The 15,725-nt window shown below is 68.3% G+C and carries 15 protein-coding genes; 7 read left to right on the top strand and 8 right to left on the bottom strand.

From position 1 onward, the window contains the following. Positions 1 to 36: 36 nt before the first annotated feature. Together F6Q13_RS06935 and F6Q13_RS06940 are read right to left on the bottom strand one after the other, a co-directional pair. Complete coding sequence (locus tag F6Q13_RS06935; RefSeq protein WP_293054365.1) at positions 37 to 1,734, bottom strand: cytochrome c biogenesis protein DipZ; 1,698 nt, start codon at positions 1,732 to 1,734, stop codon at positions 37 to 39. Between the two features lie 107 nt (positions 1,735 to 1,841). Next, a complete protein-coding gene (locus F6Q13_RS06940; RefSeq protein WP_293054368.1) occupies positions 1,842 to 2,498 on the bottom strand; it encodes a fasciclin domain-containing protein in 657 nt (218 codons plus the stop codon). 378 nt (positions 2,499 to 2,876) lie between these two features. Here F6Q13_RS06940 and F6Q13_RS06945 point away from each other — a divergent pair, with 378 nt between their 5' ends. The 3 genes from F6Q13_RS06945 to F6Q13_RS06955 all read left to right on the top strand — a co-directional run bounded on the left by F6Q13_RS06945 (position 2,877) and on the right by F6Q13_RS06955 (position 4,955). Beyond that, a complete protein-coding gene (locus F6Q13_RS06945) occupies positions 2,877 to 3,443 on the top strand; it encodes a sigma-70 family RNA polymerase sigma factor (protein WP_293054371.1) in 567 nt (188 codons plus the stop codon). Continuing rightward, positions 3,440 to 4,138, top strand: a complete 699-nt coding sequence (locus F6Q13_RS06950) for an anti-sigma factor (protein WP_293054374.1) — start codon at positions 3,440 to 3,442, stop codon at positions 4,136 to 4,138. Before F6Q13_RS06945 ends, F6Q13_RS06950 begins: the two co-directional genes overlap by 4 nt. Positions 4,139 to 4,343: 205 nt before the next feature. Continuing rightward, on the top strand, positions 4,344 to 4,955 hold the full coding sequence (locus tag F6Q13_RS06955; protein ID WP_293054377.1) for an LpqN/LpqT family lipoprotein: 612 nt from the start codon (positions 4,344 to 4,346) through the stop codon (positions 4,953 to 4,955). Between the two features lie 35 nt (positions 4,956 to 4,990). Here the strand turns inward: F6Q13_RS06955 and F6Q13_RS06960 are convergent, their stop codons facing one another. Continuing rightward, positions 4,991 to 5,509, bottom strand: a complete 519-nt coding sequence (locus tag F6Q13_RS06960) for a mycothiol transferase (RefSeq protein ID WP_293054380.1) — start codon at positions 5,507 to 5,509, stop codon at positions 4,991 to 4,993. Positions 5,510 to 5,598: 89 nt separating this feature from the next. Here F6Q13_RS06960 and F6Q13_RS06965 point away from each other — a divergent pair, with 89 nt between their 5' ends. Beyond that, positions 5,599 to 7,326 carry an amidohydrolase family protein gene (locus F6Q13_RS06965; RefSeq protein WP_293054383.1) on the top strand — a complete coding sequence of 576 codons (1,728 nt, stop codon included), beginning with the start codon at positions 5,599 to 5,601 and terminating at the stop codon, positions 7,324 to 7,326. A gap of 71 nt (positions 7,327 to 7,397) precedes the next feature. Here F6Q13_RS06965 and F6Q13_RS06970 read toward each other — a convergent pair whose 3' ends face one another. The 5 genes from F6Q13_RS06970 to F6Q13_RS06990 all read right to left on the bottom strand — a co-directional run bounded on the left by F6Q13_RS06970 (position 7,398) and on the right by F6Q13_RS06990 (position 13,079). Beyond that, the gene (locus F6Q13_RS06970) at positions 7,398 to 8,270 is read right to left on the bottom strand and encodes a hypothetical protein (protein ID WP_293054386.1); all 873 of its coding nucleotides are present in this window, start codon (positions 8,268 to 8,270) and stop codon (positions 7,398 to 7,400) included. 149 nt (positions 8,271 to 8,419) lie between these two features. Continuing rightward, positions 8,420 to 10,045, bottom strand: coding sequence for a chaperonin GroEL (groL, locus tag F6Q13_RS06975; protein ID WP_293054389.1), 1,626 nt, complete (start codon positions 10,043 to 10,045; stop codon positions 8,420 to 8,422). A 202-nt stretch (positions 10,046 to 10,247) separates the two neighbouring features. Further along, on the bottom strand, positions 10,248 to 10,940 hold the full coding sequence (locus F6Q13_RS06980; RefSeq protein ID WP_293054443.1) for a M24 family metallopeptidase: 693 nt from the start codon (positions 10,938 to 10,940) through the stop codon (positions 10,248 to 10,250). A gap of 109 nt (positions 10,941 to 11,049) precedes the next feature. Beyond that, a complete protein-coding gene (locus F6Q13_RS06985) occupies positions 11,050 to 12,522 on the bottom strand; it encodes a PH domain-containing protein (RefSeq protein WP_293054446.1) in 1,473 nt (490 codons plus the stop codon). Positions 12,523 to 12,566: 44 nt separating this feature from the next. Further along, positions 12,567 to 13,079: a PH domain-containing protein gene (locus F6Q13_RS06990; RefSeq protein WP_293054392.1), complete on the bottom strand. Its 513-nt coding sequence runs from the start codon at positions 13,077 to 13,079 to the stop codon at positions 12,567 to 12,569. 66 nt (positions 13,080 to 13,145) lie between these two features. Here F6Q13_RS06990 and F6Q13_RS06995 point away from each other — a divergent pair, with 66 nt between their 5' ends. The 3 genes from F6Q13_RS06995 (at position 13,146) to pssA (ending at position 15,724) form a co-directional block, all read left to right on the top strand. Then, the gene (locus tag F6Q13_RS06995) at positions 13,146 to 14,069 is read left to right on the top strand and encodes an SDR family NAD(P)-dependent oxidoreductase (RefSeq protein ID WP_293054395.1); all 924 of its coding nucleotides are present in this window, start codon (positions 13,146 to 13,148) and stop codon (positions 14,067 to 14,069) included. Positions 14,070 to 14,195: 126 nt separating this feature from the next. After that, positions 14,196 to 14,864 (top strand): phosphatidylserine decarboxylase, encoded by a 669-nt coding sequence (locus F6Q13_RS07000; RefSeq protein ID WP_293054448.1) that lies wholly within the window; start codon positions 14,196 to 14,198, stop codon positions 14,862 to 14,864. Beyond that, positions 14,864 to 15,724 carry a CDP-diacylglycerol--serine O-phosphatidyltransferase gene (gene pssA / locus F6Q13_RS07005; protein ID WP_293054451.1) on the top strand — a complete coding sequence of 287 codons (861 nt, stop codon included), beginning with the start codon at positions 14,864 to 14,866 and terminating at the stop codon, positions 15,722 to 15,724. The genes F6Q13_RS07000 and pssA overlap by 1 nt, the downstream gene beginning before the upstream one ends. The last annotated feature ends 1 nt before the right edge of the window (position 15,725 follow it).

A 15,725-nucleotide genomic window follows, 5' to 3' on the forward strand; every position in this document is an offset into this window, starting at 1 on the left:
TCCGGACGGGTGGCACCGCGATTCGATGGGCCGCGGTCAGCCGTAGGTGAAAGAATATAGGGTCAGCCCCGCACTGGGCCGCGCTTCCAGGAATCCGCTGGAGACCTCGGAGCCCGCAACGATCTGATGCGCGTTAGGCGGGCCGCTGATCGGCACCGTGATCGTCTTCCCGGCGCGAGTCACGACCAGATGCCCGGTTCCGCCGACGACGATGTAGACGTCTTTGGCGTGGTAGGCCAACTCGACGCCCGCCGTATTGCTTTCGGGTCTTGCGCCCTGGTAGTCGAGTGTCCAGAGCCCCCGCAGCGCAAAGGAGTCGTTCGGCAGCGACGGCGGGAACGCAAAAGTCGCCGTCCCCTGGTCGTAACGGCCGACACCGGCGTAGTTGACCATTTTGCCGGCTCCGAAGTAGGTCTCCGGAGTCCGGTCGAGCGGCCCGGTGGTATGACGCACGTCCACTGGGGGCGGCAGCTGAATATCCGGGTGGACGTCGGTGAGCAACTGCCGGATCAGCTGCTCGGTGCCGTCGTAATCGCCCTCGCCGAAATGGATGTGTCGCACCACGCCGTGGGCATCGATCAGGTATTCGGCCGGCCAGTAGCGGTTGCGGTAGTTAGTCCAGGTGGCGTAGCGGTTGTCCAACGCGATCGGATAGGTGATGCCCAGGTCGGCCGCACCCTGTTTGACGTTTCCAGTGACCTTTTCGAAGGCGTATTCGGGGGTGTGCACCCCGATGATTTCCAGGCCGGCGCCGTGGTAGGCCCGATACCACTCCTCGACGTGGGCAATGGCGCGTTGGCAATTGACGCAGGAATAGGCCCAAAAATCGATCAGGACCACGTTGCCCCGCAACGCCTGCAGGTCGATAGGCTTGTCGCCGGGCGTGTTCAGCCACGCAGTGATGCCTTTGAGATCAGGTGCAGGACCGCATTTTTCAAGATGCGACGTGTCCTGGGTGCAGTTCGACAACTGTCTGTTCTGGTCGTTGACAAGGCCACCAAGAAAGAGATGGTGCTGCAATTTCTGGCCGCCCAGATTGTTCTGCAGTGCGCCGGTGTAGTCGGGGATGGCCCGCTGCACAACCGTCGGAAGGTGGAAAACCAGTGCGACCGCCAGCAGGATCGTCACGATGCCGGCCACGACCCGGATCTCACGCTGACGGCGCCGGAAAACACCGACCCGTTCGGCGACGCGGTGTCCGGCCAGGGCGAAAAACAACAGTGGCACCCCGGTTCCCACGGCGAACGCCGCGGTGAGCACGAGCACGGGCACACCGATGTGCGCAGTGGCGCCGGCAACCACAATCGCGGCCAGCACCGGCCCGGCACAGGGGACGTAGAGCACCCCGAGCGTCAAGCCGAGAACCAACCCGTCGGCGCGGCTCCCGAACTCCCGTCGCGGGATGAGACTGAACGGCCGCTCGAGCAGCTGCTCGATGCGCGGGAAGATCAAGCCGAGACCGATCGCCACCAACGCCAGCAGGGCGGCCCAGCGAAGGACGTCCTGCGGCAGATGCAGCACCGACAACAAGGCCGAACCGGCCAGCGTGACCAGGCTGAAGCTCACCACCAGACCGGCGATCACCTGGTAGGGCCGAGATGACCTGACCGCGACCGCGCCCTGGGCGCCGGCCTGCGCGCCGGAGAAAAAGATGACCGGCAGCACCGGAAGGACGCAGGGTGAAATGCCCGTGACCAGCCCTCCGAGCAGTCCGATCAGCGCCAGTGACAACATATTTGGTATTCGCTGTCATCCCGGCCTTGGATGGTTGATCAGGGGTTCGCAATGGGACAAGGCAGCCCGCCGTAGCGAGCTGCCTTGTCTTATGGAGGTGACGGACCTTACTGGCCGGGAGGCATCAGCACCGTGTCGATCATGTAGACCGTCGCGTTCGCGGTGTGCACCCCTCCGCACACCAGGCCCGCGTCGTTGATCTTCAGATCGTTGCCGTGGCCGGTCACATTCACCTCGGCGCCCTGCAATGTCTTGTGGGTGCCGTCGACCTTCGCAGGACTCTCCTGACCCGACACCACGTGATAGGTCAGGATGCTCTTGAGCATCTCGGAGTTGGTTTTGAGCTCGTCGATCGTAGCCACCGGTAGCTTGTCGAACGCGGCGTTGGTCGGCGCGAACACCGTGTACTGGCCGTCGTTGAGGGTGTCGACCAGGTTCACCTTCGGGTTCAGCTTGCCCGAGAGCGCCGCGGTCAGCGTGCTCAACATGGGATTATGCGACGCGGCCGTCACAACCGGGTCCTGCGCCATCCCGGCCACCGAAGCCGGGCCGCTGGGGTGCAACGCCGCGTAATCGGCGCATCCGGGACCGATCAGGTCGGTCCCGGGTTCAGCCATTGCGGTGGTGGTGGCCGTCGCAGTGACCGCCGGATTGCCGCTGGTCTGCCCCCCGGACTCCGATTTGTTCTTCGAACATGCCGACAAGCCCGCGACGGCGATCGCCGCCAGGCCCGCCGCGAGCATCGTGTGACGCATGCCTGTCATCGCGCGTTGGCTCCTTCGTCGCGGCGGCCGGGCCGCCGCTTCCGGGTGGGGACACTTGCTATTCGGAGCGAAGGCCGTCCCGGGTGGCGTTTGACTGCGAGCAAAATCTCGGGCAGCCATCGATCGTTCGGTCCGCTGGGCGTACCGCGCCGAATAACCAATGTGCAATCCCCGGTCGCAAGTCTGGCCACCGCGTCGGAGTTGTCTGGCCGTATGCGGGCCACCTTCGCCGTGACCGGCCACCATGGCGGCGCTTTACTGCACGACCGCGTCCGGCAACGGTTCGAGGCATGCCGGGCGGTCGTGTCCGATCCCACGACCACCGCGATAGGCCCGGCACGGACAACCGCTGTGACCGGCGCGATAGGCTACCGGTCGATGACCGGACCGCCGCCGAGCGCCCACAGCGATCTCGACAGCTTGTTACGCCGTGTGGCGCTTCGTGACGCCGACGCGTTCGCCGAGTTCTACGACCACACCCGCACGCGAGTCTACGGCCTGGTGTCCCGCGTGCTGCGGGACTCGGGTTACAGCGAAGAGACAACCCAGGAGGTCTACCTGGAAGTGTGGCGGACCGCGGGCTCATTCGATTCCGCCAAAGGCTCGCCGCTGTCCTGGCTGCTGACCCTCGCGCATCGGCGCGCCGTCGACCGAGTCCGCTCCGAGCAGGCCGCCGGTGAACGGGACGCCCGTTACGGCGCCGCCAACGTCGAGCTGTCCGCCGATGTCGTCGCCGACTCGGCGATCACCCGCGACGAGCGGCGCCGGGTCACCGAGTGCCTCGACGGGTTGACCGACGCGCAGCGGCAGTGCATCGAGCTCGCTTACTACGGCGGATTGACCTACGCCGAAGTATCGCAGCGGTTGTCGGCCAATCTGTCGACGATCAAGTCACGGATGCGCGATGCGCTGCGTCGCCTCCGCAGCTGTCTGGGTGTGCCATGACCGAACCGATCGACCTCGAACTGCTCGAGCTGGCCACGCCCTATGCGCTGAACGCGATCTCCGACGCCGAACGCGCCGCGATCGACCAGCGTGTTGCGGACGCTCCGGAGCGGGTCGCCCAAGCATTCAGTGAGGAGGTGCGCGCCGTTCGCGAGACGATGGCGCTGGCCTCCGCGGCGACCGCCGCCGAGCCGCCGGCCCATCTGCGTGCCGCGGTGCTCGCCGCGGTGCAATCCGAGGCCAACCGCCCAACCCGCTGGCGCACAATAGCGTTGACGGCAGCAGCGGCAATGGTTCTGGGTCTGGCCGGTTTCGGGCTGGGCATTGCGCTGAGGCCTTCGCCGACACCGACGCTCACCGAGCAGATCATGGCGGCGCCGGACCTGCGAACCGTCTCACGCCGACTCGCCGACGGCGGGACGGCGACAGTGCTGTTCTCCCGGGACCGCAACGCCGGTGTGCTGGTGATGAACAACGTGCCGCCGCCATCGCCGGGCAGCGTGTATCAGATGTGGCTGCTCGACAACCGGGAGCCCATTTCGGCCGGCACGATGAACAGCGCTGCCGTCGCACCGTCAACCACCGCCGTGCTACCCCACCTGGGCGACGCGAGCGCGCTGGCGTTCACGGTCGAACCAGGTGCCGGTTCACCCAAGCCGACCGGGAAGATCTTCGCGGAACTGCCGCTGCGCTGAGTCCTCGCTACCGGATCGCCGACCGCGCAGGCGGAGCCAGCTGATCTGGACCTTACCCGGGGCTTAAATTGGGCTTAAATTGGGCTTAAATAGGGGATTGAGTGCCGGCGCCGATCGCGGCATGATGATCGCACGTTCCGACGGGAGCGCAGGAGGTGCTGCGATGTTGGGCGTCACGCCGGCACGGCCACTCCGGTGGCCCTTGGTGGCCTTGGCCGGGTTATCGGTGTTGGCGGGCTGCACCACGGTGGTGACCGGTTCGGCGGTGAAGGACCCCGGCGCTGCCACCGTGGCCAGTTGGGCCTGCCGGGCCGTCTCGGCACAGCTGACATCGATCGCCCGAAAGTCTCCTGCGGAGCCGCAGCTGCGGATTCCGCAGCCACCGGGGTGGCGTCGATTTACGACGCTGGACTCCAAGCGAGTCTGGTATGCGATGGCAAACGACGAGCTCGCCTCGGCCGGCTTCCCGCCCACCGTCGTCGTGGGTCTTGAATCGGTGCCCGATGCTACCGACCCGCAACGAGCACTCGAGCAGGAGCGAGCCGGATTGCGCCGGTCGCTGGGCGCGCGCGAGCTCACGGTGAGGCCGACCACGGTGTGCGGGTATCGCGCTGAATCCGTCACCTACCCCGCGCCCGCGATCGGAGAGATACCCGCGCGCGAGGCGTTGTCTCTGGTCACGGTCGGGACTTTCGGTGGCAAAACCTACGTCGCGACCGTCACTATCCAGAGCACCGAACCGGGCAACCCGACCTACGCCCGGGATGCGAAGACCATCCTCACCGGTTTTCAGATGCTGCCACCTGGCTCGGGCTAGCGGGATCGCCACCGCGACGGCGCCCTACGCGGGCCTCAGTGCGCGGGCACGATTCCGCGCACGTAGGCGGCCGCGCCGAGATGCTGGGCACAGTCGTCGATGATGCTGACCAAGCGCGTGCTGGCGGTGACCGGCGGATTCCAGCTGGTGTCGATGATGCGGGCCAGCTCGTCGCCGGTGAGGCTGGCAATGTATTCCAGCGTCAGCTTGTGCACGGCGTGGTAATAGCCGGCCAGCAGCCCGGCCGGGGCGTGCACCTTCGCTACCTGCTCGGGACTGTGACCATAGCCGGTGTCGGTGCGCGGCAGGTCTAGCCCGAACCGGTCCGCCCAGCCGTCGCGGGTCCAGGTCTGCTCGACGCCGGCGATGGGCGCGATCTGGGCATCCTGAACGCGGGCGCTGTGCCAGACCAGCCAGGCGATGCTGTTGGCGTTCGGAGTCGGCCGGTAGGTGGCTTCGTCGTCGGTCAGCCCGTCGGTGATCGCCTCGACATGTTCGATGAGCCGCGTGAAGGCATCCCGGAGCAATTCCTGCGCAGCGGCCATGCTGGACATAGCGCTGACTTTACGCCCGCCGACAGCTCGTGCCCGATCGTCGCGACTGCGCCTGGCATGAGCCGGCGCAGCGGTCGTAGATTGATTAGATGGCCTACGACCTCGTCCTACGAAACGGCACCATCATCGACGGGTCGGGAAGCGAGCCGTATGTTGGCGACGTCGGGGTGCGCGACGGTGTCATCGCCGCGGTCGGGGCACTCGACGGCGGGGGCGAACGCGAGATCGACGCCACCGGCCTGCTGGTCACCCCGGGCTTCGTGGACCTGCACACCCACTACGACGGCCAGGCCATCTGGTCAGACCGGTTGAATCCCTCGTCGGCGCAGGGCGTGACGACGGTGGTGATGGGCAACTGCGGCGTCGGCTTCGCGCCGTGCCGCAGGGAAGACCACGACGTGCTGGTCGACGTCATGGCCGGCGTCGAAGACATTCCCGGGGTGGTGATGACGGACGGGCTGCCCTGGACTTGGGAAAGCTTCGGTGAATATCTCGACGCCCTGGAGTCTCGACGGCGTGACATCGACGTTGCGGCGTATCTGCCGCACTCGCCGTTGCGGGTCTACGTGATGGGCCGGCGCGGCGCCAACCGGGAGCCGGCCACCGCGGAGGACCTGGCTGCGATGCGGGCGCTGGCCAGGGAAGCCGTCGAGTTGGGTGCGCTGGGGTTCGCGTCGTCGCGGCTGGCCACGCACCGCACCGAGGGCGGTCACCGCATTCCCAGTTACGACGCCGCCTATGCCGAACTCCTCGAGATCGGGCGGGGGGTCGCCGAGGGCGGTGGCGGGCTGATCCAGTTCGTGCCCGACATTCCGGCGGGGGGATATCAGCCGGTGCTCCAGCAGGTGTTCGACGCCGCCGCTGAAACGGGGTTGCCGGTCACCTTCACCCTGATCGTCGGCAACTCCGGCGACCCGATGTGGGAAGACGCGATCACCATGGTGGAAAAAGCCAACGGGGCCGGCGCCGAGATCACCGCGCAGGTCTTTCCCCGGCCGATCGGGCTGATGATCGGCCTGGACCTGACCGTCAACCCGTTCATGCTCTATCCCAGCTACCGCACGATCGCGGACCTGCCGCTGGCCGAGCGGGTGGCGCAGATGCGCAAACCCGAAGTGCGGGCTCGTATTCTGGCCGACAAGCCCACCGAGGCTGCGGTCAACCCGCTGTTCTACCTGGCGCAAGCGTGGGAGTGGATCTTCCCGCTCGGCGAGAACCCCGACTACGAGCCTCCGGCGTCCGACAGCATCGCCGCCCGGGCCCGGGCCCGGGGAGTGTCGCCGGCCGAGGAGGCCTACGACCGGTTGCTTGACGACGACGGTCATGCGATCCTGCTCGGCGCGATGGCCAACTTGCCGAACAACTCGCTGGATTCGATCGGTGAGCTGCTGCGCCGCGACGACGTCGTGCTGGGCCTCGGCGACGGGGGCGCTCACTACGGAATGATTTGCGACTCGAGCTTTCCCACGTATGTGCTGACCCACTGGGCCCGCGACCGGAAATCCGGGCGCCTCAGCGTGCCCGCGGCGATCCGTGCGCTCACGTCGGTGCCGGCCCGGGTCGCCGGGCTCGGCGATCGCGGCCGCATCGCCGTCGGCTACAAAGCAGACCTCAACGTCATCGACCATGCCGGGCTGCGGCTGCACAAGCCGGTCGTCACCTACGACCTGCCTGCCGGCGGGCGTCGACTCGACCAGACCGCCGACGGGTACGTCGCCACGATTGTGTCCGGCGAGGTGATCGCCCTGGGCGGCGTGCCCACCGACGCGCGTCCCGGTCGGCTGGTGCGGGGACGTCAGCCGGCGCCGGTTCTCTGAGCGCATCGACTGTGCGAAGTCGTACGCGACACGCCGCTCAGGGCGGATGAAAACGCACACTCGACCGGCTCTCACCAGGTCTTCGGGCAGCCGCGGCGGATGAGCGCATCGCCGACGCGGTCGAGGAAAACGCGGGGCCGGTTGTGCAGTGTCGTAGCGGTCAATCTGACATCGATCCAGCCCAGTTCGGCGAGTTTGGCATACCGCTCGACATCCCATGCCCGCTGCCGGGGGTCGGTCCAATGGTGTGCGCCCTCGAAATCAACCCCGACGCGCCATTGCGGCCAGCCCATATCGATGCGCGCCACCACGAACCCGTAGTCGTCGTGCACCGAGATCTGGGTCTGCGGCCGGGGAAATCCGGCTTGCATCAAAAGCAAACGGGTCAGCGACTCATAGGGCGACTCGGCGCCGCCGTCGACCAGCCCCAGGGTTGTATGCAGCTGCCGCAAGCCCCGAACGCCCCGATGTCGTGCCACGACCGCCTCGATGTCGTCGACCTTGACGTCGGTCGCGTTCATCAGTGCGTCGATAGCCTGCACACCCTCCTTTCGCCCAAGTCGCCTGCCGAGGTCGAAGGCCGTACGAGCGGGAGTCGTAGTGGGCATTCCGCAGATCACTTGCGTTTCGTCCGGCAGCAGAGCGTCGGTATGGACGATGATCATCGGCGGTGGCCGCCGATTGGTGTGCACGAGTTGCGCCGGAGCGTCGGGTTCGATCCACTTGGCCCCCAGCATCGCCGACGCCGAAAGGCCGGCGAGCACGCCGCGGCGGCCCGACCACAGCCAGGCCGCGCGGGCACGCCGATCCGCCGACAGTTCGACTCCGCGCGGTACCCACACGCCCGGGTAGACCGCAGCGTGAAAACGGCGCAACGCGCGAAAGCTCAACGCTCCGCTCGACAGCGCGTCCGCCGCCAGGAACGGCCATTCGATCGCCTGCATGGCCGGACAATGCCACCGCTGCCGGCCGTACGGTCGACAGTCGTCCACAGGCGGCCCGCCCGACTGTGCGTATCGATACGGCAATCGCGGCGAGCCACGGATGAAACAGCCCGGTCCCCCTGGGGACCGGGCTGTTTCCGTCGGCGACTTTAGAAGTCCATGCCGCCCATGTCGCCGCCGCCTCCGGGCACGGCGGCCTTCTCCTTCTCGGGCTTGTCAGCGACAACGGCCTCGGTCGTCAGGAACAGCCCGGCGATCGAAGCGGCGTTCTGCAGCGCCGACCGAGTCACCTTGACCGGGTCGGCGACGCCGGCCTTGAGCAAGTCCTCGTACTCGCCGGTGGCGGCGTTGAGACCGTGTCCGGCCGGCAAGTTGCGGACCTTCTCGGCGACCACGCCCGGCTCGAGGCCGGAGTTCAGCGCGATCTGCTTCAGCGGAGCCTCCAACGCCACCTTGACGATGTTGACGCCGGTGGCCTCGTCACCCTCGAGTTTGAGGTCGTCCAGCGTCGGGGCCACCTGCAGCAGCGTCACTCCGCCACCGGCCACGATGCCTTCCTCGACGGCAGCCTTGGCGTTGCGCACCGCGTCCTCGATGCGGTGCTTGCGCTCCTTGAGCTCCACCTCGGTGGCGGCACCGGCCTTGATCACCGCAACGCCGCCGGCCAGCTTGGCCAGCCGCTCCTGCAGCTTCTCGCGGTCGTAGTCGGAGTCGCTGTTCTCGATCTCCTGGCGGATCTGAGCCACCCGCCCGGCGATGGCGTCGGGGTCACCGGCACCTTCGACGATGGTGGTCTCGTCTTTGGTGACGACGACCTTGCGGGCCTTACCCAGCAGCGAAAGGTCGGCGTTTTCCAGGGTCAGGCCCACCTCTTCGCTGATGACCTGACCACCGGTCAGGATCGCCATGTCCTGCAGCATCGCCTTACGACGGTCACCGAAGCCGGGGGCCTTGACCGCCACCGACTTGAAGGTGCCGCGGATCTTGTTGACAACCAGGGTGCTCAAAGCCTCACCCTCGACGTCCTCGGCGATGATCAGCAGCGGCTTCCCGGCCTGAATGACCTTCTCCAGCAGCGGCAGCAGATCCTTGACAGTCGACACCTTGGAGCTGACCAGCAAGATGTAGGGGTCCTCCAGCACCGCTTCCTGGCGCTCGGCGTCGGTGACGAAGTAGCCCGAGATGTAGCCCTTGTCGAACCGCATACCCTCGGTGAGCTCCAACTGCAGGCCGAAGGTGTTGGATTCCTCGACGGTGATCACACCCTCGTTCCCGACCTTGTCCATCGCCTCGGCGATCAGGTCGCCAATGGACTGGTCACCGGCGGAGATGGCCGCAGTGGCCGCGATCTGCTCCTTGGTCTCGACCTCCTTGGCGCCTTTGAGCAGCGTCTCGGTGACCTTCTCGACCGCTTTCTCGATGCCGCGCTTGAGGCCGAGCGGGTTGGCACCGGCCGCGACGTTGCGCAGGCCCTCTTTGACCAGCGCCTGGGCCAGCACGGTGGCCGTCGTGGTGCCGTCGCCGGCGACATCGTCGGTCTTCTTGGCAACCTCTTTGACCAGCTCGGCGCCGATCTTTTCGTACGGGTCCTCCAGCTCGATCTCCTTGGCGATGGAGACACCATCGTTGGTGATCGTGGGAGCACCCCACTTCTTCTCCAGGACGACGTTGCGGCCCTTGGGACCCAACGTCACCCGTACCGCGTCGGCGAGGGCGTTCAGACCCCGCTCGAGGCCACGGCGGGCCTCTTCGTCGTACGCAATTTGCTTGGCCATTGCGAAGTGATTCCTCCGGATTGGGGATGACACGTCCTGGCCGGGTGCAGTGCCCGCGACGGACGACCGAAGCTCTCGTGGGCCACGAGGAAGCAGCGGTCTCACCGTCCCGACCTAGCACTCACTGGTCGCGAGTGCCAACGTCATTCTTAGCACTCACCCCTGCCGAGTGCAAGAAACCGGCCTATCGGCCCAGGTCGGACTACGGTAGGTCGAGCAACTGTTCGTAGAAACCGCCGATGCGCCGGACCCGGTCCACCAAGTGGACCTCCAGAATCCAGTGACACAGCCGGCCACTGGGGTCGCGCCGCCGCATGGGCTTGCTCGAACCCGGGGCGATATACCACTGACGGCCGCCGCCGACAATTTTCCGGTGCGGAAACTGCCCGACCAGGTGGCCGGCGATGGGGCTGCCCCACCCGAACCCGGCGCTGCGCGCCACGTCGACGACATGGTCGAACAACTCGGCGCCAGTGACGTCGGGATGCGCGGCGAAGTAGTCACGCCCGGCGTCCCACACCTGCGGCAGCGCGTCGCGCACGGCCCGCTTGTCCGGGTCGTCACCGAGCACGAAGGTGCGACCGAAGTCGGCTTCCCACTCTTGGAAGACCGGTCCCAGGTCGAGGAAGACGACGTCGTCGGCGGCGATCACCCGGTCGCGCGGGCGCGCGGAGAACGGCTGCAGGGTGTTCTCGCCGGCCCGCACGATGCGGCGGTGCCAATGCCGGGTCACGCCGAACATGTCGGCGGCCAAGTCGCGAATCTCGTCGGAGAGCTCATGTTCACCGACGCCGGGGCGAACCATGCCGCGACGTTGGATCTCGTCGAAGAGCTGCGCCGCCTTGGCTTCGGCGTCGAGCAGGCGTTGCACCCGGACGCTTTCCGGCGCGACCACCTTCACCATGACGCCGATCCTATGTCTCTGCCCCAAAAGCCATCGCGTCCGAGCACGGGCTGCGGCGCGACCCTCGGCCCGGCGACCCCGGCGCAGCTGCGGGCCCGGATCAAGGCGGTGCGTGACCTGGGCTGAGCCCGCGCGGCCGAATCGCCCAGACGCTCTCGGCCACCCACGGCGACGCCGTAGCGGCAATCGACCAGGCCTGCGTCACCGGCACGTCGATCAGCGGGTAGCGCTTGACCCCGGCCGCGGTGGCGGCGATCAGGGTAACCACCCGGGCGCGGCGTTGCAGCGGCGTCTGGCGCACCGTCCAGCCGACGATGCCCGCGGTGGCCAGGCAGGTGCGGCGCCGCTGCAAACTCCCGGCACGGGTGACCAGCCAATGCGGGTCAACCCGGTGCCCGAGCGCGCGGACCCGGTCGGCGGCCAGCAACATGCACCACAACACGACTGCCACCCACGCCGGCCATAACCAGGCCGGTACGCCTTCCGTCCCGCTCAACGCGGTCGCGGCGGCCAACCCCGCCCCGGCAGCCGCCGGCACCAGCAGGGCGCGAGTCCAGCGGCGACGGGCCGCCCGGCGGCCGTGACCGCGCAGCGGGCCGCTCACCGCCTCGCGGTGGCCCACCAATCCGGTCAACACCGACTCGGCGGTCGCGGTCGGACACGGCGGCAATAACACCGACGATTCGCCGGCGCCGTGCACCCCGGTCATCACCGCGTCCAGCCGGGCGCCGCCCAGGCCGCGCACCAGCAGTGGCTGCCTCAGGGTGCCACCGCGCAGCCGACTCATGTCGTAGGTGTGCTCGCGCACCCGCAACAGACCATGCCGCAGGTGCAGGACGTCGCCGCGGCGTTGCAGCACCAAGTCGCCGTAGGTGACCAGCGACCGCAGCACCGCCAGCGCCGCCCCCACGACCAGTACCGCCGCCGCGACGACCGCCGCACTCGGGGCCGCGCCCAGCCGCTCAGCGACGTCCCAGCCCCACCGGCCCAGGCGCGAATTCCGCAGCGGCGCATCCAGACCGGTCTCATACAGCGCGCCCGCACCGGCAGCGATCGTCACCACGCCGGACAGGCTCAGCGGCGCATACCGCAACCACGACGGATGCCAGCGCGCCAGGACCGTCGCCGGTGCCGAACTGGGCCGGCAGGCCGGTTGCGCCGACTCGGCCAGCAATATCGCCCGCAGCCGCGGCACCTGCGACACCTCGACGGCGTCGAGCTCGAAGACCGCAGCACCCGAACCGTCGGCCCGGCCGGTACTCAACCGCAGCACCGCCAGCCCCAGCAGCCGGTGCAGCAGTCGAGCATCGGTTTGCACGGAACGAATCCGGTTGCGCGGCACCGACAACACCGTGCGTTGCAACACCCCGGCCCGCAATTGCACCTGGCCGGTTTCGGGGTCGCCCTCGATGCGGTAGCTGGTCGTGAACCAGCGCGCAACCCCCAGCGCGAGCGTCGCGGCCAGCACCGCCACCGCCCACCACGGATTGCCGGTGGTCGATCCCAACACGACCGCACCGACCAACCACGGCAGTTGGCGCAGCAGCTCATAGAACGGATGCACCAGCAACATTCGGGGACTCAACCGATGCCAGGCCGGCGACGAGGGTCCGGTGGTCACGTCGCGTCCTCGGCGCCGATCGCGGCGATGTCGGTCAATTGGGCAACGATCTGGTCGGCCACGGCCGAGTCCAGCGCGACGATGTGCACCGCACCTGCCGACGACGCGGTCGTGACCGTGACGTTGGCCAACCCGAGCAGCCGCTCCAAGGGGCCGCGCTGGGTGTCGACGGTCTGCACACGGGATATCGGCGCGATGCGCCGTTCCTGGACCAGCCACCCGGTGCGGGTGTACACCGCCTGTGGGCTGATCTCCCAGCGGTGCACCCGATAGCGCCATAACGGCGCAACCGCCACGGCGACGGCGGCGCCGACCACGGTGCCCAGCCCGCAAAGCCAGTGCAACCACAGCAGGCGTTGATCCAGCACCAACCACACCAGCTGGCCGACGGCCAGCACTGACCACGGGATCGCCCCGCTGAGCGCCCACATCAGCGGCGCCCGCCGACTCGGCCGATGAGCGGGATCGGCCATGCCCACCACGGCCGCGGCCGGTAGTGCGTCGTCCATGCACCGAGAATGCCACCGCCAATGCCACCGGGCGGCCCCGGCCAGTCCTGGGTATCGTTTGGCGCCATGAGCGCCCAGCGGAAATGGTCGGAACTCGACGTGCCCGACCAGCGCGGACGCACCGCAATCGTCACAGGTGCCAATACCGGCATCGGCTACCACACCGCTGCAGTGCTCGCCCGGCGCGGCGCACATGTGGTGCTGGCGGTGCGCAATCTGGGCAAGGGCAACGCCGCGCTGGCGCGGATCGTGGCTGCCCAGCCACAGGCCGACGTGACGCTGGCCGAGCTCGACTTGAGCTCGCTGGCATCGGTGCGCTCGGCCGCGGCCGCGCTGCGCGACAGCTACCCGCGCATCGACCTGTTGATCAACAACGCCGGCGTGATGTGGACGCCCAAACAGCTCACCGCCGACGGGTTCGAATTGCAGTTCGGCACCAACCACCTCGGCCATTTCGCGCTGACCGGGCTGCTGCTCGACCGCATGCTGGGGATCCGCGGTTCGCGGGTGGTGACGGTCAGCAGCCTGGCCCACCGCATCCGCGCGGCGATTCACTTCGACGACCTGCACTGGGAACGCCGCTACGATCGGATCGCCGCCTACGGGCAGTCCAAGCTGGCCAATCTGTTGTTCACCTATGAGCTGCAGCGGCGGTTGGCCGCCTCGGAGCACAGCACCATCGCCGTCGCCGCGCATCCGGGCGGCTCCGACACCGAGCTGACCCGCAACCTGCCGACCATCTTCAAGCCGGCGGTCGCGGTGCTCGGGCCGGTGTTGTTACAGAGCGCAGCGATGGGCGCGCTGCCGACGCTGCGGGCCGCGACCGACCCTGACGTGCAGGGCGGGCAGTACTACGGCCCGGACGGGCTCTGGGAGCAGCGCGGCCACCCGAAGCTGGTGTCCTCCAGCGCGCAGTCCCACGACGAGGAGCTGCAGCACCGGCTGTGGACGGTCTCCGAGGAGCTCACCGGCGTCCGGTTTCCGGTCTGATGTGCCGGATCGATCAGGCGGTTACGGGCCCAGATCCGGGATCTGCGCCGGCTGATCGCTCCGTAAGATGACCGCGTGGCACGACGCCCCCGCGCCGGCAGCGATCCAGGGCCGGGCCTGCAGCACATGGTGGTGTTGCTGCGGGCCACCGTGACGCCGGTGCATCCCGCGGGTCTGCCGTTCATCTCGGCGGGGCTGGCCGTCGCCTTCAGCGCAGCCCTGGCCGGACGCCGATACCGGTGGCTGCGCAGCGCCGGCCTGCTGGCCGCCGGCGCCTGTGCGGGTTTCTTCCGCCACCCGCCACGGGTGCCGCCCCGCCGGCCTGGTGTCGTCGTCGCCCCCGCCGACGGCTCGATCTGCGTCGTGGACTCGGCGGCGCCGCCCGCCGAGCTGGGACTCGGTGCCACGGCCCTGCCCCGAGTCAGCATCTTCTTGTCGCTGCTGGACGCGCACGTGCAGCGGGCCCCGGTCAGCGGCGAGGTGATCGACGTGGCGCACCGGCCGGGCAGCTTCGGCCCGGCCGACCTGGCGGCGGCCAGCGACCGCAACGAGCGGACCAGCGTGCGGATTCGCACCGCCGACGGCGCCGAGGTGGTCGCCGTGCAGATCGCCGGCCTGCTGGCGCGGCGCATCGTGTGCGATGTCGACCGCGGAGACAGGTTGACGATCGGCGACACCTACGGCCTCATCCGGTTCGGCTCCCGACTGGACACCTACCTGCCCGCCGGGACGGCGCCACTGGTCACCGTCGGGCAGCGCGCGGTGGCCGGCGAAACGGTGCTGGCCGAACTGTGATGATCGCCAAACCGCGGGCCCGGCGAGCGGTCAACCTGCGCATCCTGCCCAGCTCGATGAGCGTGCTGGCGATCTGCGCAGGGCTTACCTCGATCAAGTTCGCGCTGGAGGCGAGGCCGCACGCCGCGATGGCGTTGATCGCCGCGGCCGCCATCCTCGACGGGCTGGACGGCCGGGTGGCACGAATCCTCGACGCCGAGTCGCGGATGGGCGAAGAGATCGATTCGCTCGCCGACGCGGTGAATTTCGGTGTCGCCCCGGCACTGGTGGTTTACGTGTCGTTGTTGTCGCCGGTGTCGGCGGGCTGGGTGGTGGTACTGCTGTACGCGGTGTGCATCGTGCTGCGGCTGGCCCGGTTCAATGCGCTGCTCGACGACGGCGCCCAGCCGGCTTACGCCCGGGAGTTCTTCGTCGGCATGCCGGCCCCCGCCGGTGCCATCGCGGCGCTGGGACCGCTGGCCGCCAAACTACAGTTCGGTGCGGGCTGGTGGACGTCCCCGTGGGTGGTCTGTGCCTGGACGGCGGCCTGCTCGATGCTGGTGGTCAGCCGGATCCCGATGAAGAAGATGCACGCGGTGTCGGTACCGCCGAATCTGGCGGCGGTGCTGCTGGCTGCCCTGGCGATCGTCGCAGCGGCCGCGTTCTTGTTCCCCTACATCCTGGTCATGGTGGCGATCGCGGCTTACCTGTGCCACATCCCGTTTTCAGTGCGCAGCCACCGTTGGCTGGCGGCCCATCCGGAAGTGTGGGGCGAGCGGCCCAGGCAGCGCCGCGCCGTGCGACGGGCGATCCGCCGGGCACAGCCCAACCGCCGGTCGATGGCCCGGCTGGGTCTGCGCAAGCCCGCTCGACCGACCTGAG

Source organism: Mycobacterium sp. (assembly GCF_008709575.1).
Classification (GTDB): Bacteria; Actinomycetota; Actinomycetes; order Mycobacteriales; family Mycobacteriaceae; genus Mycobacterium.

What these genes read in the sequence shown, in the direction of transcription:
- F6Q13_RS06985 (WP_293054446.1), bottom strand. Translation starts at nt 12,522, where the DNA reads ATGTTGCTGGTGCATCCGTTCTATGAGCTGCTGCGCCAACTGCCGTGG.
- F6Q13_RS06995 (WP_293054395.1), top strand. Translation starts at nt 13,146, where the DNA reads ATGAGCGCCCAGCGGAAATGGTCGGAACTCGACGTGCCCGACCAGCGC.
- F6Q13_RS06950 (WP_293054374.1), top strand. Translation starts at nt 3,440, where the DNA reads ATGACCGAACCGATCGACCTCGAACTGCTCGAGCTGGCCACGCCCTAT.
- F6Q13_RS06940 (WP_293054368.1), bottom strand. Translation starts at nt 2,498, where the DNA reads ATGACAGGCATGCGTCACACGATGCTCGCGGCGGGCCTGGCGGCGATC.
- pssA (WP_293054451.1), top strand. Translation starts at nt 14,864, where the DNA reads ATGATCGCCAAACCGCGGGCCCGGCGAGCGGTCAACCTGCGCATCCTG.
- F6Q13_RS06970 (WP_293054386.1), bottom strand. Translation starts at nt 8,270, where the DNA reads ATGCAGGCGATCGAATGGCCGTTCCTGGCGGCGGACGCGCTGTCGAGC.
- F6Q13_RS06965 (WP_293054383.1), top strand. Translation starts at nt 5,599, where the DNA reads ATGGCCTACGACCTCGTCCTACGAAACGGCACCATCATCGACGGGTCG.
- F6Q13_RS06990 (WP_293054392.1), bottom strand. Translation starts at nt 13,079, where the DNA reads ATGGACGACGCACTACCGGCCGCGGCCGTGGTGGGCATGGCCGATCCC.
- F6Q13_RS06945 (WP_293054371.1), top strand. Translation starts at nt 2,877, where the DNA reads ATGACCGGACCGCCGCCGAGCGCCCACAGCGATCTCGACAGCTTGTTA.
- F6Q13_RS06960 (WP_293054380.1), bottom strand. Translation starts at nt 5,509, where the DNA reads ATGTCCAGCATGGCCGCTGCGCAGGAATTGCTCCGGGATGCCTTCACG.
- groL (WP_293054389.1), bottom strand. Translation starts at nt 10,045, where the DNA reads ATGGCCAAGCAAATTGCGTACGACGAAGAGGCCCGCCGTGGCCTCGAG.
- F6Q13_RS07000 (WP_293054448.1), top strand. Translation starts at nt 14,196, where the DNA reads ATGGTGGTGTTGCTGCGGGCCACCGTGACGCCGGTGCATCCCGCGGGT.
- F6Q13_RS06935 (WP_293054365.1), bottom strand. Translation starts at nt 1,734, where the DNA reads ATGTTGTCACTGGCGCTGATCGGACTGCTCGGAGGGCTGGTCACGGGC.